This window comes from Bordetella flabilis, from assembly GCF_001676725.1.
Lineage (GTDB): Bacteria > Pseudomonadota > Gammaproteobacteria > Burkholderiales > Burkholderiaceae_B > Bordetella_C > Bordetella_C flabilis.
In genome coordinates this window covers 5818557-5835727 of record NZ_CP016172.1, presented here as the reverse complement: position 1 = coordinate 5835727, position 17171 = coordinate 5818557, and the positions used below count along the sequence as shown (strand labels likewise).

The window sequence follows — 17171 nt, the reverse complement described above, 5'->3', positions numbered from 1 at the left end:
GTCGCTCTTGTCGAAACCTCGATTCTACCCCGCCCGGGCTGTGGTTATCCACAGGCCGGGGGTGGCCGGAGCGACACCGCGCGCCCTAACTATTTGACAATAGAGAATAAACTTGCTGAAATGGCGGGCTCGACTGGTGCCGGGCGGCCGTTTGCGCCCTGGCGAGCGCATCGCTGCGGCCATGCCGGGGTCCATGCAGGTCCTGTATGCAGGTCCTGTGGCTCCGGAGGTCTCTTGCCTTGACCTACCGACCATCTCCGGGCCCACGGGCACGGGCCTGCTGGTTCGGGTCGTGGCATAAGGGGGTTGGCATAAGGCCGATGCAGGCGTCACAGCGCAGGCTGTCTACGACGCACCGCGTTGAACCGCTGCGCGCTCCCCGCGCTGGCGGACAGTACCGATAAACAATGTAAGCGCCGTGGCCATGGGCGCGCGGCGGTTTGTCCGCGAGTTTCGCCCATCCGTATTTTTTAATTGTTCTTTTTGTGGACCGCCCATGAAACGCACCTTCCAACCTTCCGTCACCCGCCGCAAGCGCACCCATGGCTTTCGCGTGCGCATGAAAACCCGCGGCGGCCGTGCCGTGCTGAACGCACGCCGTGCCAAGGGTCGCAAGCGCCTGGCGGTCTGAACACCGCGCCACGACGCGTTGCGTCGCCGCAGGCGGCAGCGCAATCGCCCGACATGTCGCGCACCACGCTTCCCGCGGAGGCGCGGATGCATCGCCCCTCCGAGTTTGCCGCCGCGCTGAAGGGCCGGCGGCTTGCACGAGGGGCGTTTTTCATCGTCACTTCGGCGGCACAGACAGTGCCGTCGGATGCGCCACAGGCGCGTCTCGGTATGGTGATTCCCAAGCGGCACGCCGCGCGGGCGGCCACGCGCAACGCCTTGAAGCGCGTCATCCGTGAATCGTTCCGCGCCTGCCGGCGCGGCCTGCCGCCGGCGGACTACGTCGTCCGGCTGCATTCCCGCGTCCCCGCCTCGTCGCTCACCGCGCTGAAGCGTGTGGCCCGCACGGAAGTGGATGCTCACTTTGCCCGTGCGCCACGCAAGGAGCGTCCATGATAAAAGCGCTGCTGATCGGCCCGATCCGTTTCTACCGGTTCTTTTTAAGTCCGTGGGTGGGGCAGCAATGCCGATTCACGCCGACCTGTTCGGCTTACGCGATCGAGGCCATCGAAAGGCATGGCCCTTTGCGCGGCCTCTGGCTGGCACTGCGCAGGATCGGCCGCTGCCATCCCTGGAACCCCGGCGGCCTGGACCCGGTGCCTGACGCACCGCGGCATGCCGGCCCTTGCCTTTGCGGCCACGGCGACCGCGCCCGACAGGATTGACGCTAAACTGGCGGGCTTTGCCGGTCCCGCTTTTACCTTGTAGGCACCATGGATATCCGACGCACCGTCCTCTGGATGATTTTTTCTTTCTCGCTGTTGCTCCTCTGGAACAACTGGCAGGTCCATAACGGGAAGCCGTCGCTGTTCGGCGGGCCGACGCCCGCCACGGCGCCGCAAGCCCAGAACCAGCCGCCGTCCACGACGGGCACGCCGCAGCAGAACCCCGGCACGGCGATCCCCAGCGCGCCCGATGCAGCGCAGCCCGCGTCCGCCGCCCCGGGTGGCGTACCCGCGGGCGCTGCCAGGGCCGCGGCCGAGTCCCAGAAAGTGGTCGTCACCACGGATGTGCTGCGCCTGACCTTCGATACGACGGGGGCGCAGATCGTACGGGCTGTCTTGCTCAAGTACCCGGATGCCAACCGCGGCGACCAGCCCACCGTGCTCCTGGACGACTCGTCGGACCTGAACTATGTCGTGCAGTCGGGCGTGGTTGGGGCCGCCGGCCAACCCGGCTTCCCGACGCACCAGACGCCGTTCCGCATGATCTCCTCCGAACGGAACATGACCGGCGACACCCTCTCGGTGGTGTTCGAGGCGGAATCCGGCGGCATGAAGGTCACAAAGACCTACACGCTGCATCGTGGACGCTACGACATCGATGTGCGCCACGACATGACGAACACCAGCGCGAACCCCGCGCGCCCCTCGCTGTACCTGCAATTGCAGCGTGACGGCAACAACCCACCGGATACGTCGAGCTTCTATCACACCTTCACCGGCATGGCGGTGTATTCGGACCAGGACAAGTTCCAGAAAGCCACGTTCTCCGATATCGAGAAGAAGAAGGCCAGCTATATCAAGCAGGCGGATAACGGCTGGATCGCCGTGGTCCAGCACTACTTCGCCACGGCCTGGATCCCGCCGGAAGGCAAGGTACGGACCAACGAACTGGTGCAGGTGCGGGACAACCTGTTTGCCGCCCGCACGGTGGAAGCCGTCGGCGAAGTGGCGCCGGGCGCATCGGCCACCGTCGACGCCCACCTTTGGGTAGGCCCACAAGACCAGAAGGCGATGGCCGCGCTCGCGCCCGGGCTGGAATTGGTGGTGGACTATGGCTGGCTGACCATCATCGCCAAGCCCCTGTTCGCGCTGATGACGTGGCTGCATTCCATCCTGGGCAACTGGGGCTGGACCATCGTCGCGCTGACCGTGCTCATCAAGCTGGTGTTCTATCCCTTGGCGGCCACCAGCTATCGCTCCATGGCGCGCATGAAACAGGTGACGCCGCGCTTGCAGGCGCTGAAGGAAAAGTACGGTGACGACAAGCAGAAGCTGAACGCCGCCATGATGGAGATGTACCGGACCGAAAAGATCAATCCGCTGGGCGGCTGCCTGCCCATGGTGGTACAGATCCCCGTGTTCATCTCGCTGTACTGGGTACTGCTGGCCAGCGTGGAGATGCGCGGCGCGCCATGGCTGGGCTGGGTGCACGACCTGTCGGTGCACGATCCCTACTTCATCCTGCCGGCCATCATGATGGCCACCATGTTCCTGCAGATCAAGCTGAACCCGACGCCGCCGGATCCCGTGCAGGCCAAGGTCATGATGATCATGCCCCTGGTGTTCGGTGGCATGATGTTCATGTTCCCGGCGGGCCTGGTGCTGTATTGGTGCGTGAACAACACGCTGTCCATCCTGCAGCAGTGGTACATCACGCGCAAGCTGCGCGTTGAAACCGAGGCCGCTGCCAAGCGGTAAGACGGTAACGCGCGGGGGCGTCATGAAGAAGCTAGACATCCCCGCGCTCGAAATCTTCGTCGCCGCCGTCGAGGAGAAAAGCCTTTCCAAGGCGGCGGAACGCGAAAACGTGGTCACTTCGGCGGCCAGCAAGCGCATCGCCGAACTCGAGCGGCACCTCGGCCGGACATTGCTGCACCGCCATGGCCGGGGCGTCGAACCGACCCCCGCGGGTGTGCTGCTCTACCAGCGCGCCAAGGCCATCCTGCGCAGCGTGCAGTTGGCCGAACAGGCGGTGGACAGCTACTCCATCGATGGCCAGGCCAAGATCCGGCTGGCCGCCAATCCCTCGACCCTCTTGCAGTTCCTGCCCGCGCCCATGGCGCGGTTCCTGGAAGGTCGCGACAACGTCGCCATCGACCTGCTGGAAGCGCATAGCTACGATATCCCGCGCATGGTGGCGGACGGCACCGTGGACATCGGCATCTACCACGCCGACCATCCCGCGCCGGCGGTATCTTCCTTTCCCTTTCGCCGCGACCGCGTCGGACTGGTGGTGCCGATCGGACACCCGCTGGCCGGGCGTGCCTCGCTGCGGCTGGAAGACGCACTGGACTACGACTTGCTCGGCTATTTCCCGCGCCATTCGCTGGACCAGTTCCTGGCCTATGTCGGTCAGACCGTGTCGCGTCCGCCCAAGGTCAAGCTCCAGGTGTCCAACTTCGAGGCGCGCTGCCGGATGATCCGGGAAGGCCTGGGTATCGGCGTGGTGCCGGAAGGCATCGCGCGCAACTACCTGGCGGACATGGGACTGGTGTTGCTGTCGCTGGAGGACGCGTGGGCGGAACGAAGCTTCTTCGTCTGCGTGCGCGACGCCGCGCACACGTCCCCCATCATGACCGAGCTGCTGGATACGCTGCGTACGACGACCGCCGCATAACCTCCGACGTCCGCAGTCGCCATGACCGCAATGCGAAGCGCGGAAGCTGCGTGTCGCCGCCGACCGAGCGGGACGGGAAAATCGACAAGCGCCCCCGCCTCACCAGCCTTTCCGGGCCGCCCCCCCCGTTCAGCGGTGAACGCTCCATTGCCTTTTTTTCAAGCCGGCGCGGGCATGGCGACGATATAGTAGGCATTCAATAGACGGCGCCGTGGCGCGCCGCACAGTGCCCGGAGACATCACCATGCTGCTCGAGTCCCTGTCCGCCTATGGCGCGCGCGATGCCGTCGCCCGGCTGCCCGACGAAGCCCTGCACCACGCCAAGCGCGCGGTATTGGACTGGATGTCCGCGCTGTATCCGGGCACGCGCATATCACCGTCCCGCGAACTGATGGCTGCGCATGCCGATGAACTGGGGCAGGGACGCTGCAGCCTGCCCGGTAACGGCACCACCGCTTTTCCCGCCACGGCGGCGTGGATCAACGGCAGCGTCGCGCACGCCATCGAATTCGACGACATCTTCCGCGATGGCGCCTACCATCCCGGCTGCCCGGTGATCGCCGCGGCGCTGGCCCTGGCGGAACATCATGGCGCCGCCGGCCGTGCATTGCTCAATGCCATCGTGGTGGGCTACGAGATTTCCACGCGGATCGCCGCGGCGGTCCAGCCGTCCCATTACCGTTATTTCCATACCACGGGCACGGTGGGCTGCCTCGGCGCCGCGGCGGCCGGGGCCGCCTTGACGGCGCCCGGCAAAAGCGGCCCCATGGGCCATGCCATCGCAACCTCCGCCACCTTTGCCTCCGGCCTGCAGCAGGCGTTCCGATCCGATGCGATGAGCAAGGCCCTGCACGCCGGTCACGCGGCGGCAGTGGGGGTCCGGGCGGCACAGGGCGCGGCCCACGGGTTGACCGGCGTGCCGGACATCCTGGAAGGCCCCGTAGGCTTCGGCGCGGCGCTCGCACAAGCCCCGCGCTGGGACAGCGTCCTTGATGGCCTGGGAGAGCACTACAACATCACGCGCATGACGCAGAAGAACCACGGGTGCTGCGGTCACACCTTCGCCGCCATCGACGCGGCCCTGGCCCTGCGCGATACCGGCGTGCGCCCGGACCGTATCGCCTCCATCCACGTGGCGACCTATCGCGCGGCGCTGGACGTTGCCGGGAATCCCGATCCTGCCACCGCGTTCGAGGCCAAGTTCAGCCTTCCGTATGTCCTGGCGCACGCCCTGCGCCATGGCTCGGTCCGGATCGCCGCCTTCGATCCCGATGCCCTGCGCGATGCGCAGACACGGGCGCTTATGCGCCGCATCACCCTGGTTGCAGATGACGCGATGACGGCTGGCTTTCCGTCCATGCGGGCGGCGCGCGTACGCATCGTTACGGACGACGGCGTGCAGCATGAACATTTCGCGCCGTATCGCAAGGGCGACCCGGAAGCGCCGTTGTCGGATGCCGAGCTCAACGACAAGTTCGAGGAGCTGGCGGGCCCTGTCCTCGGGCAGGCGCGCGCCCGGCAGTTGCGCGACGCGGTATGGGCGCTGGAATCGCTGGACGTGCAGGCGCTGCGCCTTGCCGCCGACCAGCCGACGTCCTGACACCGGCTGCGCCGCAGGTGTTCTACCGACCATCCCGTCCTATGCCTGGCCGCGTATACCGGACTGCGTAAACCTCTTCACGTCTGGCGCGTTGCGTATACGCGATCACGTAAGTCACGTATTACGCGTTACGTACAACCCATCACGTACACCTGATCACGTACATTCCATGAACCGTGAAACCGATATTTCGTTCGGACAGGCTTTGCTGGCCCCGCGCAGCATCGCGCTGGTAGGCGCGTCTGGCGACGTGCGCAAGAACACCGCGAGGCCTCTGCGCTTCATGCGCAAGCACGGTTATACCGGGCAGATCTATCCCATCAATGCGGCGCGCAACGAGATACTGGGTGAACGGGCGTATGCCGCGCTCGACGCGCTGCCCGAGCCCGTTGACCACGTTTTCGTAATGATCCCGGGCGACCAGGTTCTGCCCCTGCTCGCTCCATGCGCGGCGGCAGGCGCGCGCGTGGTCACCATCTACTCCGACGGCTTTGCGGAGGCCGGGCCCGAAGGGCAGGCGCGCCAGGACGGGCTGATCGAACAGGCGCGCCGGCACGGCCTGCGCGTGCTGGGCCCCAACAGCATAGGCAGCGCCAACCTGCATACGGGCGGCATCATTTCCGTCAACGCCGCCTTCGAAGCCGACGACCTGGTCGCCGGCGATATCAGCCTGGTGTCGCAGAGCGGCTCCATGATGGGGTCCCTGCTGTCGCGGGCAGCCGCACGCGGCTTCGGCTTTGCCAGCTCCGTGTCCGTGGGCAATGAAAGCGACATCAGCGTGGGCGAGGTCGTCGATGCCCTGGTCGACGACCCGCACACCCGCGTCATCCTTTTGTTCCTGGAAACGCTGCGCAAGGCGCCGGTCCTGGCCGCCGCGCTGCGCCGTGCACGGGCGGCAGGCAAGCCGGTCGTGGCCTACAAGCTGGGCCGCTCCGAGCAGGGCGATGCCCTGGCCCAGTCGCATACCGGCGCCATGGCAGGCAACGACGCCGCCGTCGATGCGTTCTTTCGCGCGCACGGGGTGATGAGGGTGCAGTGCCTGGAGACCTTGTTCGAGATCGTTCCGCTGGTGTCGCGCTATGGCGACGCGCAGGTACGCGCCAGCCAGCCGCCGCGCGTCGCGGTCATTACGACGACTGGCGGAGGCGCCGCAACGGTGGTGGACAATCTGGGCATGCGGGGCCTGGTGGCGGCCGCGCCGCCCGCGGCCTTTGTCGCGCACATGGCGGGCCGCGGGCTGCGCATCCGGGAAACGCCGGTCATCGACCTGACGCTGGCAGCCAGCAGCGCCCAGTACAAGGACCTGCTGGAGCAATTGCTGCTGGCCGACTGGTGCGACGCGGTGCTGAGCGTCATCGGCTCGTCGGCGCAGTTCCATCCGGACCTGGCGGTCAACCCGCTGGTACAGGCCCACAAGCCTGACGACAAGCCCGTGGCGGCCTTCCTCGCGCCGGAAGCGCCCGCATCGCTGGCCTTGTTGCGGCAGCACGGCATCGCGGCATTTCGCACGCCCGAGGCCTGCGCGGACGCGCTGGCCGTCCTGTTCCAGCGCAGCCCGGCGACAGCGGTCGTGGATGACCGTCCCTACGACTGGCCCGACGCGGTGCCGCGCCACGGGGTACTGACAGAACACGAAGCCGGCGAGGTCTTTGAATCGTTGGGCATTCCGGTGGCGCCCTGCGTGGTGATCCAGCCACGCGATCCCTCGCATGGCATCGCCTATCCCGTCGTGGCGAAGGTCTCTTCCCGGGATCTGATGCACAAGACGGACGCGGGCGCGGTGCGCGTCGGCATCCAGGACGCGACGCAACTGCATGCCGCGATATCGGCCATGCTGGATAACGTGCGGCAGCATGCGCCCCAGGCCCGCGTGGAGGGCATCCTGGTACAGGCCATGGAGGACAAGCTGCTCGAACTGATCCTCGGCTACCGCAACGATCCGCTGGTGGGCCCCATCGTCGTGCTGGGCGCGGGCGGCATCGCCGCCGAATTGAGCCCCGACGTCGCCATCCGACTGGCGCCCGTGGACCTGGACAGCGCCCACGCCATGATCGAGGCAGTACGCGCCACTCGCCTGATACGAGGCTTCCGGGGGCTGCCGCGCGGCGACTGCGATGCGCTGGCGAGCGCCATCGTGGCCTTCTCGCGCCTGGCGCTGGCGCGCGACGTGCAGGTCGCGGAAGCTGAAATCAATCCGCTCTTCGTGCGCGCCCGGGGCGTCGTGGCCGTGGACGGCCTGATGCGCCTGGCGTAGGCCCGGGAACATTTCTCCAAGGAACGCAGCATGGACTTCAACCTTACCCCCGAGCAACGCGATTTCCAGGCCGCCGTACGCCGCTATGCCGAAAACGAGCTGCGCGCCGGCGCCCGCGAGCGCGCGCACGCCAACGAATACCCTTGGGACGTCGCCCGCTCCATGGCCGCGCAAGGCCTGCTGGGCATCACCATCGCCGAGGAAAACGGCGGCATTGGCGGTTCGCTGATGGACGCCGTCATTGCGATCGAGACGGTCGCGTCGGTGTGCCCGCGCAGCGCCGACGTGGTGCAGGCGGGCAACTTCGGCCCCATCCGCGTGCTGGCCGAATACGGCAACGCGGTGCAGAAGGAAAAATACCTGCGCCCCCTGCTGGCCGGCGAGGCCTTGATCTCGGTGGGCATGACGGAGCCCGACGCCGGGTCGGCGGTCACCGAACTGAAGACCACGGCGACCCGCGATGGCGCCGGTTGGCGCATCAACGGCTCGAAGATCTTCACTACCCATGGCCCGCACGCCGACGTAATCCTGGCCTATGTCCGCTTCGGGCCAGGCACGCGGGGAATCGGTTCGGTCCTCATCGACACACGCGCGGAGGGCGTGCGGCTGGGCAAGCGGTCCGCCTTCATGTCGGGCGAGGAGTGGGCCGAGATCTTCTTCGACAATGTGCACGTGCCGGACGACATGGTGGTCTTGGGCGAGGGTGGTTTCAAGAAGCAGATCGCCGGGTTCAACGTCGAGCGCATCGGCAACACGGCGCGCTCCCTGGCGCTGGGCCGCTATGCCTACGAGGAGGCCCGCAGCTGGGCGCAGCAGCGCAAGCAGTTCGGCCGCCTGCTGTGCGAATTCCAGGGCCTGCAATGGAAATTCGCCGACATGCGCATCAAGCTGGATGCGGGACAGTTGCTGCTGTACCGCGCGGCCTGCAATGCCGACACCGGCTTTCCGTCGGCCACCGAGACGGCCATCGCGAAGGCGTATTGCAACCAGACGGGCTTCGACGTGGCCAACGAAGCCCTGCAGGTACTGGGCGGCATGGGCTACAGCCGTGAATCGTTGGTGGAATACTGCGTGCGCCGCTGCCGTGGCTGGATGATCGCGGGCGGGTCCATCGAAATCCTGAAGAACCGCATCGCCGAAGGCGTGTTCGAACGGACTTTTTCGCAGCGGCCGGGGTGACGGCGGCTTAGCGCTGCATTCCCCAGCGACGCACCGTCACCCGTTCGATGGTATCGAAGCCCAGTGCCTCCACGAGCAGGCCGATGATTACCACGGCCGCCAGGCCGGCGAAGACGCGGTCGGTGTAAAGCTCGTTGCGGTTCTGGTAGATGTACCAGCCCAGGCCGCCCTTGCCGCTGGAGGCGCCGAATACAAGCTCGGCCGCGATCAGGGTACGCCATGCGAAGGCCCAGCCGATGCGCAGGCCCGCCAGTATCGCGGGCAGGGCCGCCGGCACGAGGATATGGACCATGTAGCGCGGACCGCGCAAACCGTAGTTGCGGCCCGCCATGCGCAGGGTGTCGGACACCGCAAGGAAACCCGCGTAGGCATTCACGGCCAGGGCCCACAGCACGGAATGGATCAGGACGAAAACCAGGCTGCCCTCCCCCAGGCCGAACCACAGCAGCGCCAGCGGCAACAGCGCGATCGCCGGCAGGGGATTGAACATGGACGTCAGGGTGGACAAGGTATCGCGTCCCAGCCGCGTGGACACGGCCAGGGCGGTCAGCGCAAAAGCCAGCGCAACGCCGGCGAGGTAACCCTTGAGGAGCACCGCCAGCGAACGCGCCGCGTGCGAGGCCAGTTCGCCGTCCAGCAAGCCCTGGGCGAAGGCGTGCGCCGTTTCGATGCAGCCGGGCAGCAACAGCGGGTTGTCGGTGACCCCCGCGGCCAGTTCCCAAAGCGCGGCCAACACAGCAAGGATGACAGCCTTGCGCAGGGCCGCATGCCGCCAGATGCGTTGATGCAAGGGCAGCGCAATCTGTGCCGGCGCGTCTCCCAGCGCGGGCAGGACACGTTCGAACTCGGGGCGCACCGGCGGCAATCCGGCATCGGGGGTGTGGAGCTGGGACATGGATGGCATTCCTCGCGCGTGCGCTTACGCCGCGGCGCGCCGATCGTCGGGCACGTGGTCGAACAGCAATTCATGGATGCGCCGCGTGCTGGCCTGGAAAGCGGCCGAGCCCGCGCTGTGCATGCCGTACTGATGGGCGTTCAGTTCTGCCCTCACGCGGCCCGGATGCGGCGACAGCAGCAACACCCGGCTGCCCACCAGCAGCGCCTCCTCGATGGAATGCGTGACGAACAACAGCGTGAAGCGCACGTCTTCCCATAGCGTCAGCAATTCCTCCTGCATCTTGCGGCGCGTCAGGGCGTCCAGGGCGGCAAAGGGCTCGTCCATCAGCAGGATACGCGGCTGCATGGCCAGTGCGCGTGCGATGGCGACGCGCTGTTTCATGCCGCCGGACAAGGTGTGCGGATAAGCATGCGCGAAGGGCGCCAACCCGACCTTGTCCAGGTAATGGTGCGCCCGATCGGCCGCTTCGCCGCGCTTGAGCGTGCGTGAAGCGAGCAGGGGGAACATGACGTTCTGCAGCACGGTCTTCCAGGGCGGCAACTGGTCGAACTCCTGGAACACCACGATGCGGTCCGGTCCCGGACCCGTAATGACACGTCCGTCCAGCCGTATGCTGCCTTGCGCCGGTTCCAGGAAGCCCGCCACCGCCTTGAGCAGAGTCGACTTGCCGCAGCCCGAAGGACCCAGCAGGATGAAGCGATCCGCCGGATAGACCTCGAAGCCGACGTCATGCGTGGCGCGTACGCGGCCTCCGTCGGACCGGTATTCCAGCGAGACGCCATCCACGGTGAGCAGCGGCTGTGCCGGCGCGTCGGGCAGCGCGATCGTGGGTGTGGGAAACGCCACGTCAGCTGCCCTGCGCCGTCAGCGCATCGTCGAAGAAGTAATCGCGCCAACTGTCGGGCTTGTTCTTGATCGCACCGACTTCGTGCATGAAGCGAGCCAGCTGGTAGGTGTTCTGCGGCACGACCTTGAATTGCACGCGGGGATCCTTGATGACGCCTAGCAGCAGCGCGCGATCCTGCTTTCCGCCCGCCACCCGCGTGTAGATGTCCGCGGCCTGGTCCGGATGCGCCGTGATGAAGGCCGCAGCTTCCGCCAACGCCTGCTGGAAGGCCTTGTAGGTCTTCGGGTTGTCCGTGCGAAACCGCTCCGTGGCGAACAGCACCGTGGCCGATGCCGGTCCGCCCAGCACGTCATAGGAGTTCAGAACGATATGCGCCTTGGGATTGCCCGCGAGCTCTTGCTCCTGGAATGGAGGATTGCCGAAATGTGCGGAGATCTCCGTACCCCCCGCGATGATCGCAGCCGTGGCGTCGGGATGGGGCAAGGCCACCGAAAGCTTGTCCAGGCGCGCGTACTCCGACGCACCCCATTGTTTCGCCGAGGCCATCTGCAGGATGCGCGACTGCACCGACACGCCCACCGCCGGGACGGCGATGCGATCCTTGTCCGTGAAGTCCGCGATCGTCTTGACCTCCGGGCGATTGCTCACCAGGTAGTAAGGAAAGTTGCCCAACGACGCGACACCCTTGACGTTCTGCCTGCCGCGCGTACGGTCCCAGAGCGTCAACAAAGGCCCGACCCCTGCGCTGGCGATATCGATGGAGCCCGACAACAATGCGTCGTTGACCGCCGCCCCGCCGGATAGCTTGAGCCATTCGACCTTGATATCGACACCGGCCTCCCGTCCGTGCTTTTCGATCAATTGCCGGTCTCGCGCGACATTCAGCAGCAGATAGACGATGCCGTATTGCTCGGCGATGCGCAGGCGGCCTTCCGCCAACGCCGGCGTGGGAGAGATCAGCGCCAGCACGGCCAGTACGAGCGCGAGCAGCGTGGCCGAAACGATGCGTGCCACGCGTTCGCGTGACGAAATGGACAGTGACATGGTGATCCTGTGCAGCTTGCTTAGGAAAGGCTTGAGCCATGGCGCCGTGTCGCAATGCGAGCGCCACACGGACCGCCGCCCGGCGATGACGCCGGTCAATACGGCGCGTCGCCTTCGATCGTCGTGCGATAGAGCTTGCGACGCAGGTGGGGCGGACACCCCGCTGCCAGGTGAATCAACGAGCGGTTGTCCCAGAACACGAGGTCATGCGGCTGCCAGCGATGCCGATAGACATGTTCCGGCTTGATGCTGTGCGCGAAGAGTGCCTCCAGCAAGGCCGCGCTTTCGTCTTCGGGCAGGCCTTCGATACGGGTGGTGAAGCCTTCGCTGACGAACAAGGCCTTGCGGCCCGACTCGGGATGGGTGCGCACCACGGGGTGAACCACTTCCTGCACCTGGGCCAGCTGCTGCTCGCTCAGTTGAGGCCGCCAGTTGCCGTCCTTCTGCATCTGGCCGTACTTGGCCAGATAGGAATGCACGGCGCGTTTGCCGTCCACGGCCTTGCGCAGGTGCGCCGGCAAGGTGTCATACGCCAGGTGCATATCGGCGAACAGGGTATCGCCGCCCTCGGCGGGAAGCTCCTGCGCATGCAGCAGCGAACCCAGGCTGGGCAGCGCCTTGTACGAGATGTCCGAATGCCAGTACTTGCCGGCGTCGCCGAGGCCCACGGGTTTGCCGTCCTCGATGATATTGGACACCGTCAGGATTTCGGGATGGCCGGGCAGATGGTACTGGTGCAACACATGGATCATCAGCTTGCCGAAGCGGCGACTGAAGTCGATGTGCTGCCGGGGCGTGATGCGCTGGTCGCGAAAAACCACCAGATGATGTTCGAGATGCGCCGCGTGCACGCGCGCGAAGTCTTCATCGTCGAGGGTCGCGCCGAGGTCGAGGCCGAGGATTTCGGCACCGAAAGCACCGTCCAGCTTACGAATGACGAAGTCCTGGCTGGCGAGCACATCCCCGCGCAGCGCGGTCGCTGTAGACATATTGATGCCACTCCTGGTCATGCGCCGTCATCGGCGCTGTGCAGGCCAGTCGGATCGGAAATCCGGCGGGCCCGCACCTTGGAGTAGCGATTATGGGCGGCGTCTATTGCCGGGCAAACGAAGTATTGGGCGTTTGAACAGACCCGATACTCATATAGCGATGCAGGCCCGGGCAGGGCCTGCATCCTGGATCACGCCGCCGCCAGGAAGGATTGCGCCAGCTTTACCCAATACGTCGCGCCCACGGGCAGCAGCGCATCGTTGAAGTCGTAATTGGGGTTGTGCAGCGTGCACGGCCCCATGCCATGGTAGGTGTCGAGCCGGTGGTCGCCTTCGCCATTGCCCAGGAAGATATAGCAGCCCGGCACCTTTTCCAGGAAGAATGAAAAGTCCTCCGCGCCCATGAAAGGGGGAATGGCGCGATCGACGTTTTCCTTTCCGAAGGCCGCTTCGGCGACCTGGGCCGCGAACTCGCTTTCCTTTTCCCAGTTCACCAGCGGCGGGTAGGCACGGACGAAGTCGAGCTCGCCCGAGCCGCCGTAGACTTGCGGCAGCGTCGTGGCCACACGGCGTATCGCGTCCTCGATGGTATCCAGGGCGGCGGTGGTATACGTCCGCACCGTGCCGCGCAGGACGGCTTCGCTGGGGATCACGTTGAACGCATCGCCGGCATGGATCTGCGTGACGGACAGCACGGCCGTATCGAGCGGATTCTTGGTGCGCGATACCACCGTTTGCAGGACGCCAACCATTTCCGACGCAATGACGATGGTATCCACCGTCTTGTGGGGCTGGGCGGCGTGGCCGCCCACGCCCTTGATCGTGATGGTGAAGCGGTTGCTGGAGGCCATGGTGGGGCCGGGGCGGATGCCGAACTGATTGGCGGGCATGCCGGGCATATTGTGTATGCCGAACACCGCGTCGCACGGAAACTTGTCGAACAGCCCGTCCTGCATCATGGCCCGCGCGCCGGCGTTGCCGTTTTCCTCCGCGGGCTGGAAGATGAACACCACGGTCCCGTCGAAGTCGCGATGCGCCGCCAGGTATTGCGCGGCGCCCAGCAGCATCGTCGTATGTCCGTCGTGCCCACAGCCGTGCATGCGGCCCTGAACGGTCGACTTGTGGGCGAATCGATTATGTTCCGGCATGGGCAGGGCATCCATGTCGGCACGCAGGCCGATCGTCTTGCCGCCTGCACGGCCGCGCAGCACCCCTACGATGCCGGTCTTGCCGAAGCCGGTATGGACTTCGATGCCCCAGCCGCGCAATTTCTCCGCGACCAGCGACGAAGTACGCGTTTCCTCGAAGGCGAGTTCGGGATGCGCATGGATATCCCGGCGTATGGCCGTGAGCTCGCCGTGCGAGCGCTCGATTTCTTCCAGGGTTTTCATAATTGCCTTTGAATGTATAACGCGACGTCCTGCGCCGCCTTGGTCAGTGCAGCCTGCATGGCCGGGAAGGCCGGGCTTTTCTCGAAGCTCGCCTCGTCCATGTAGCGGCCACGGTGGATCTCGATCTGCAGGCTATGGCGCCGCTGCGACGGATTACCCAGCCGCGCGATCAGCGCCACGCCCTTGAAGGGATCGTTGCGCGCCACCGTATAGCCACTGGCGCGCAGTGAACGTTCCACCACGTCGATGAACTCGGGCTCGCACGTGGTGCCGTCGCGGTCGCCCAGCACGAAATCGGCGAGCGGCCGTTCGCTGTCGACCTGCATCACCTCGTAGGAATTGCTCGGCATGGAGTGCAGGTTCAGGTGCCATACGGCGCCGAACTGGCGGTAGGCCGCCTCGATGTCACGATTGAGCGCCGCGTGGTAAGGCTGATGATACGCCTGGATGCGATGCTGGACCTCGGCCACCGGCAGCTTGCGGTCATAGACGGGTTGGCCGCCGGCCCTGGTCCAGATCAGTCCGTGCCCGAGCCGGCTTTTCTCCGAGGGATTCAGCACACCGGGCCACGCGCCGGCCAGCACGTCCGGATCGATATCGTCCGGCTCCCGGTTAGGATCGATGTAGGTGCGCGGGAATTGGGCCAGGATCAGCGTCCCGCCCACGTCCGGAACGGCGCGCCACAATTCGTCGACATGTGTGTCTTCACCGGTGCGCAGCACGCGCGGGTCCAGTGCGTAGCCGAAATCCCCGGGATACGTCACGCCGCTATGGGGGGAATCGCAGACCAGCGGCAACGGCCGGCCCCGCGGCTCGACGCGGATGTACGGGGCAAAGGCAGTATCGACGGTGCGCATGGTCGTTCAGCCTGGCAGGGGGGCGGCACGTTGGGACACGGGCACCGACACGGCGACAGGCCGCGCCACGGCGGAGCCCGCAAGGTCATTCAGATGGCAGGCGCTAAGTTGGCCTGGCGCCACCTCCCGCAGCAGCGGCCGCTCCTGGCGGCAGCGCTCCATGACATGCGGGCAGCGCGGGTGAAAGGTGCACCCCGGCGGCGGGGACAGCGGCGAAGGCAGTTCGCCCTTGATCGGCTGGAAGCTGCGGCGCTGCGGGTTCAGCGTCGGCAGCTCCTTGAGCAGCGCCTGGGTGTACGGATGATTCGCGCCCTTGAAGACCTGGTCCGTCGTGGCCAGCTCCACGATACGGCCCAGGTACATGATGGCCACGCGGTCGGAGATATGGCTCACCACGCCCAGGTTGTGGCTGATGAACAGATAGGTCAGGTCCAGCTCGCGGCGCAACTGCGCGAACAGGTTCAGCACCTGGGCCTGGATCGAAACATCCAACGCCGCCACGGCTTCGTCGCACACGATGACCCGGGGCTTGAGCGCCAATGCGCGCGCGATCCCGATGCGCTGGCGCTGCCCGCCGGAAAACTGGTGCGGGTAGCGCTGCGCATAGGCGGCCTCCAGACCCACCTGGCGCATCAGCTCCGCGACATACGCGCGCCGGTCCCGGCGGCTCACCAGGCCGTGCACCATGGGCGCCTCGCCGATGATCTCTTCGACGCGCATGCGCGGGTTCAGGGATGCGTAGGGGTCCTGGAAAATCATCTGCACGCCCAGTTCATAGGCACGCCGCTGCCGCTCGTCCATGCCGGCGACCGGCTTGCCGTCGTAGGCGATCGTTCCCGCGGTCGGCGGCAGTATGCCGCTGATCATCCGGCCCAGCGTGGACTTGCCGCAACCCGACTCGCCGACCACGCCGATGACCTCGCCCGGCAGCACGTCCAGGTCCACGCCGGCCACGGCATGAACCACCGTCCTGCGCAGACCCGCGCCGAACAGGTTGGCGATGCGGCCGGCCAGGTCGACCGGCTGCTCGAAGCGCATTTCCGCGCCGCGCAGCGACAGGATGGGGGTGGCGTCCGTGCTCATCGCGCCTCCCGTTCGCCGGCGTGCCAACAGCGCACCCAGTGGCCGGGCTGCCACTCCACGGATTCGGGCGCGCGCAGACAGGCGTCGGTGGCACGCGGGCAGCGCGTGCGGAAGGCACAGCCTTCGGGCAGCTTCAGCAGGGAGGGTGTCATGCCCGGGATGGAGGCCAGGTCATGGCCGCGCGTGTCGGGGGTCGGAATGGACCGCATGAGCCCGTGGGTATAGGGATGCAACGGACGTCCGATGACATCCTGCGTCGTGCCGGTCTCCACCACGCGGCCCGCGTACATCACCGCGATGCGGTCGGCCAGGCCCGATACCACCGCCAGGTCGTGGGTGATCCACAGCAGGGCCGTACCGGTTTCCCGGCACAGTTTCTGTACCTCGTACAGGATCTGGCCCTGGATGGTGACGTCCAGCGCCGTGGTGGGTTCGTCCGCGATGATGACGCGCGGTCCGTTCAACAAGGCGATGGCGATGGCCACGCGTTGCCGCATGCCGCCGGACAACTGATGAGGATAGGCGCGCAGGCGTTCTTCCGGCGAAGGGATGCCGACCATGGCCAGCACGTCGCGCGCACGCGCACGCGCTGCGGCGGTGGCCATGTTGGAGTGCGCCTGGATGGCTTCGATCATCTGCGTATCGACCCGCAGGACCGGGTTCAACGTCATCATCGGATCCTGGAAGATCATGGCGATATCGTTGCCGCGCAAGGCCCGCATCTGCTCCGGCGTCGCCTCGCGCAGTTCACGGCCATCGAAGCGTATCGATCCTCCCACCACACGGCCGGGTTCGTCCACCAGGCCGATCAGCGAAAAGCCGGTAATGCTTTTCCCGGAACCCGACTCGCCGACCAGTCCCAGGATTTCACCGGCCTGCAGCCGCAGGTCCACGCCGTCCACGGCCTTGGCCACGCCGGCGCGCGTGAAAAAGTGCGTCTGCAGGCCCACTACGTCGAGAATGGGCGCCGGCGCGGCAGCCGGGACGGGCTGGACGTTCGTCGTTGTCATCGCTCGTC

At 66.3% G+C, this 17171-nt stretch carries 16 protein-coding genes; 8 read left to right on the top strand and 8 right to left on the bottom strand.

Features of this window, described 5'->3' with window-relative positions; all coding sequences use genetic code 11:
• Nucleotides 1-496 precede the first annotated feature (496 nt).
• The 8 genes from rpmH to BAU07_RS26005 all read left to right on the top strand — a co-directional run bounded on the left by rpmH (nucleotide 497) and on the right by BAU07_RS26005 (nucleotide 9044).
• The gene (gene rpmH, locus BAU07_RS26040; RefSeq protein WP_057654304.1) at nucleotides 497-631 is read left to right on the top strand and encodes a 50S ribosomal protein L34; all 135 of its coding nucleotides are present in this window, start codon (nucleotides 497-499) and stop codon (nucleotides 629-631) included.
• 53 nt (nucleotides 632-684) lie between these two features.
• Nucleotides 685-1065, top strand: a complete 381-nt coding sequence (locus BAU07_RS26035) for a ribonuclease P protein component (RefSeq protein WP_066664386.1) — start codon at nucleotides 685-687, stop codon at nucleotides 1063-1065.
• Complete coding sequence (gene yidD, locus BAU07_RS26030) at nucleotides 1062-1334, top strand: membrane protein insertion efficiency factor YidD (RefSeq protein WP_066664382.1); 273 nt, start codon at nucleotides 1062-1064, stop codon at nucleotides 1332-1334. Before BAU07_RS26035 ends, yidD begins: the two co-directional genes overlap by 4 nt.
• A 48-nt stretch (nucleotides 1335-1382) precedes the next feature.
• Complete coding sequence (yidC, locus tag BAU07_RS26025) at nucleotides 1383-3092, top strand: membrane protein insertase YidC (protein ID WP_066664378.1); 1710 nt, start codon at nucleotides 1383-1385, stop codon at nucleotides 3090-3092.
• Nucleotides 3093-3114: 22 nt separating this feature from the next.
• Complete coding sequence (locus tag BAU07_RS26020) at nucleotides 3115-4011, top strand: LysR family transcriptional regulator (RefSeq protein ID WP_066664376.1); 897 nt, start codon at nucleotides 3115-3117, stop codon at nucleotides 4009-4011.
• Between the two features lie 244 nt (nucleotides 4012-4255).
• Nucleotides 4256-5611, top strand: coding sequence for an MmgE/PrpD family protein (locus BAU07_RS26015; RefSeq protein WP_066664374.1), 1356 nt, complete (start codon nucleotides 4256-4258; stop codon nucleotides 5609-5611).
• Nucleotides 5612-5780: 169 nt separating this feature from the next.
• Nucleotides 5781-7865, top strand: a complete 2085-nt coding sequence (locus BAU07_RS26010; RefSeq protein WP_066664372.1) for an acetate--CoA ligase family protein — start codon at nucleotides 5781-5783, stop codon at nucleotides 7863-7865.
• A 30-nt stretch (nucleotides 7866-7895) separates the two neighbouring features.
• Nucleotides 7896-9044, top strand: coding sequence for an acyl-CoA dehydrogenase family protein (locus tag BAU07_RS26005; RefSeq protein WP_066664370.1), 1149 nt, complete (start codon nucleotides 7896-7898; stop codon nucleotides 9042-9044).
• 7 nt (nucleotides 9045-9051) lie between these two features.
• Here the strand turns inward: BAU07_RS26005 and BAU07_RS26000 are convergent, their stop codons facing one another.
• The 8 genes from BAU07_RS26000 to BAU07_RS25965 all read right to left on the bottom strand — a co-directional run bounded on the left by BAU07_RS26000 (nucleotide 9052) and on the right by BAU07_RS25965 (nucleotide 17163).
• The gene (locus tag BAU07_RS26000; RefSeq protein WP_066664368.1) at nucleotides 9052-9939 is read right to left on the bottom strand and encodes an ABC transporter permease; all 888 of its coding nucleotides are present in this window, start codon (nucleotides 9937-9939) and stop codon (nucleotides 9052-9054) included.
• Nucleotides 9940-9963: 24 nt separating this feature from the next.
• Complete coding sequence (locus BAU07_RS25995; protein ID WP_066664365.1) at nucleotides 9964-10788, bottom strand: ABC transporter ATP-binding protein; 825 nt, start codon at nucleotides 10786-10788, stop codon at nucleotides 9964-9966.
• A 1-nt stretch (nucleotide 10789) separates the two neighbouring features.
• Entirely contained in the window at nucleotides 10790-11833 is a 1044-nt protein-coding gene (locus BAU07_RS25990; RefSeq protein ID WP_066665761.1) for an ABC transporter substrate-binding protein, read from the bottom strand.
• Between the two features lie 95 nt (nucleotides 11834-11928).
• Nucleotides 11929-12822, bottom strand: coding sequence for a TauD/TfdA dioxygenase family protein (locus BAU07_RS25985; protein ID WP_066664356.1), 894 nt, complete (start codon nucleotides 12820-12822; stop codon nucleotides 11929-11931).
• A 191-nt stretch (nucleotides 12823-13013) separates the two neighbouring features.
• A complete protein-coding gene (locus BAU07_RS25980) occupies nucleotides 13014-14213 on the bottom strand; it encodes a M20 aminoacylase family protein (RefSeq protein ID WP_066664339.1) in 1200 nt (399 codons plus the stop codon).
• Nucleotides 14210-15070: an N-formylglutamate amidohydrolase gene (locus BAU07_RS25975; protein WP_066664336.1), complete on the bottom strand. Its 861-nt coding sequence runs from the start codon at nucleotides 15068-15070 to the stop codon at nucleotides 14210-14212. Before BAU07_RS25975 ends, BAU07_RS25980 begins: the two co-directional genes overlap by 4 nt.
• 6 nt (nucleotides 15071-15076) lie before the next feature.
• Nucleotides 15077-16153 (bottom strand): ABC transporter ATP-binding protein, encoded by a 1077-nt coding sequence (locus BAU07_RS25970; protein WP_084026000.1) that lies wholly within the window; start codon nucleotides 16151-16153, stop codon nucleotides 15077-15079.
• Complete coding sequence (locus BAU07_RS25965; protein WP_066664333.1) at nucleotides 16150-17163, bottom strand: ABC transporter ATP-binding protein; 1014 nt, start codon at nucleotides 17161-17163, stop codon at nucleotides 16150-16152. The genes BAU07_RS25970 and BAU07_RS25965 overlap by 4 nt, the downstream gene beginning before the upstream one ends.
• Nucleotides 17164-17171: the final 8 nt, after the last annotated feature.